Below are 1,744 nucleotides of genomic sequence, written 5' to 3'. Positions count from 1 at the left end.
AGGTGGTCCTGGGAGACGTTGAGCACCACCGCCACCGTCGGCTCGAAGCCGTGCGCGGTGTCGAGCTGGAAGCTGGAGAGTTCGAGCACCCAGGCTTCGGGGAGGTGCTGAAAGGTGGGCGCGGCGGGCGGCGCGGCGGCGAGGGGCAGCGGCTTTGACTCTCCGGTCTCGGCATCGGTAATGTCTTGGTCCGCCGTGCCCTGCTCCCTCCCTCCCAGGGTGAGGGTTGGGGTGGGGGCCAACGCCTGCGAGTGCGCGTGGCCCCCATCCCGGCCTTCCCCCAGCGGGGGAAGGAGCGGTACCGAGCCCGACTCGTCGCTGTCGGCCGGGGACGATGCTGGGTCGAAGCGGGGCGAGAGCGGGCCTTCGAGGTCCAGCGCCTCGGCCAAGGTCGCCAGCATCGTCGGCCCCACATTGCCCGCCACCGCGACACGCAGGCCGCTGCGCTCGATGAGCTGGCCGGTGAGCATCGTCACCGTGGTCTTGCCGTTGGTGCCGGTGATCGCCACCACCTTGGGCGCGTAGCCGCGCTCGGCCTTCAAGTCGACCAGCGCCTGACTGAACAGGTCGAGCTCGCCTTGCACCGGCACGCCGAGTTCGGCGGCGCGTGCCAGCAGCGGCATCAGCGCCGGGTCCCGCGGCGACAGGCCGGGGCTCTTGAGCACGCGCTGCACGCCCGCTCCTTCGCTCAGCAGGCTCGCCGCGAAGCCCCGATGCAGCATCGCACCCGGCACCGACGCCGCCAGCGCCATGGCCTGCGGCGGCGCCTCGCGCGTGTCGGCGACGCGGACCGAGGCGCCGCTGCGCGCACACCAGCGCGCCATCGCCAGACCCGATTCGCCGAGGCCGAGCACGAGCACGGTTTGGCCCTGCAGCGTGTTCATGAGGTGGGCACGGTCTTCATCAACGCAGCTTCAGGGTCGACAAGCCCACCAGGCACAGCAGCATGGTGATGATCCAGAAGCGCACCACCACCTGCGTTTCCTTCCAGCCGGTTTTCTCGAAGTGGTGGTGCAGCGGCGCCATCAGCAGGATGCGACGGCCCTGGCCGTAGCGGTGCTTGGTGATCTTGAACCACGTCACCTGCGCCATCACCGACAGCGCCTCGAGCACGAAGATGCCGCCCATGATGGCCAGCACGATCTCCTGGCGCACGATCACGGCGATGGTGCCGAGCGCGCCGCCGAGCGCGAGCGCGCCCACGTCGCCCATGAACACCTGCGCCGGGTAGGCGTTGAACCACAGGAAGGCCAGGCCCGCGCCGGCCATCGCGGCGCAGAAGATCATCAGCTCGCCGGCGCCGGGGATGTAGGGCAACAGCAGGTGGTTGGCGAACACCGAGCTGCCGGTCACGTAGGCAAAAATGCCCAGCACCGAGCCGACCATCACCACCGGCATGATCGCGAGGCCATCGAGGCCGTCGGTCAGGTTCACCGCATTGCTCGAGCCGACGATCACCAGGTAGGTCAGCGCAATGAAGCCGAACACGCCGAGCGGGTAGCTCACGGTCTTGAAGAACGGCACCATCAGGTCGGCCTTGGGCGGCAGCGCGTTGGAAAAACCGCTCTGCACCCAGCGCACGAACAGTTCGAGCACGCGCAGATTGGAGGTTTCCGAGACGCTGAAGGCGAGGTAGAGCGCGGCGACGAGACCGATCACCGACTGCCAGAAATACTTCTCGCGCGAGCGCATGCCCTCGGGGTTCTTGTCCACCACCTTGCGCCAGTCGTCGACCCAGCCGATC

The 1,744-nt window shown here is 68.6% G+C and carries 1 protein-coding gene and 1 pseudogene; both read right to left on the bottom strand.

Annotated elements, in window-relative coordinates; translation table 11 throughout:
* Positions 1-884 (bottom strand): annotated as a pseudogene (locus RMO12_RS07335) (UDP-N-acetylmuramoyl-L-alanine--D-glutamate ligase); the annotation flags it as partial.
* A gap of 19 nt (positions 885-903) precedes the next feature.
* Positions 904-1,744, bottom strand: an 841-nt coding sequence (gene mraY / locus RMO12_RS07330) for a phospho-N-acetylmuramoyl-pentapeptide-transferase (protein ID WP_309638782.1), incomplete at its 5' end; no start/stop codon positions are given.

Origin of the sequence: Methylibium sp. (assembly GCF_031393925.1) — a bacterium.
Classification (GTDB): domain Bacteria; phylum Pseudomonadota; class Gammaproteobacteria; order Burkholderiales; family Burkholderiaceae_C; genus Methylibium.
This window is presented reverse-complemented; position numbering and strand designations above follow the sequence as displayed.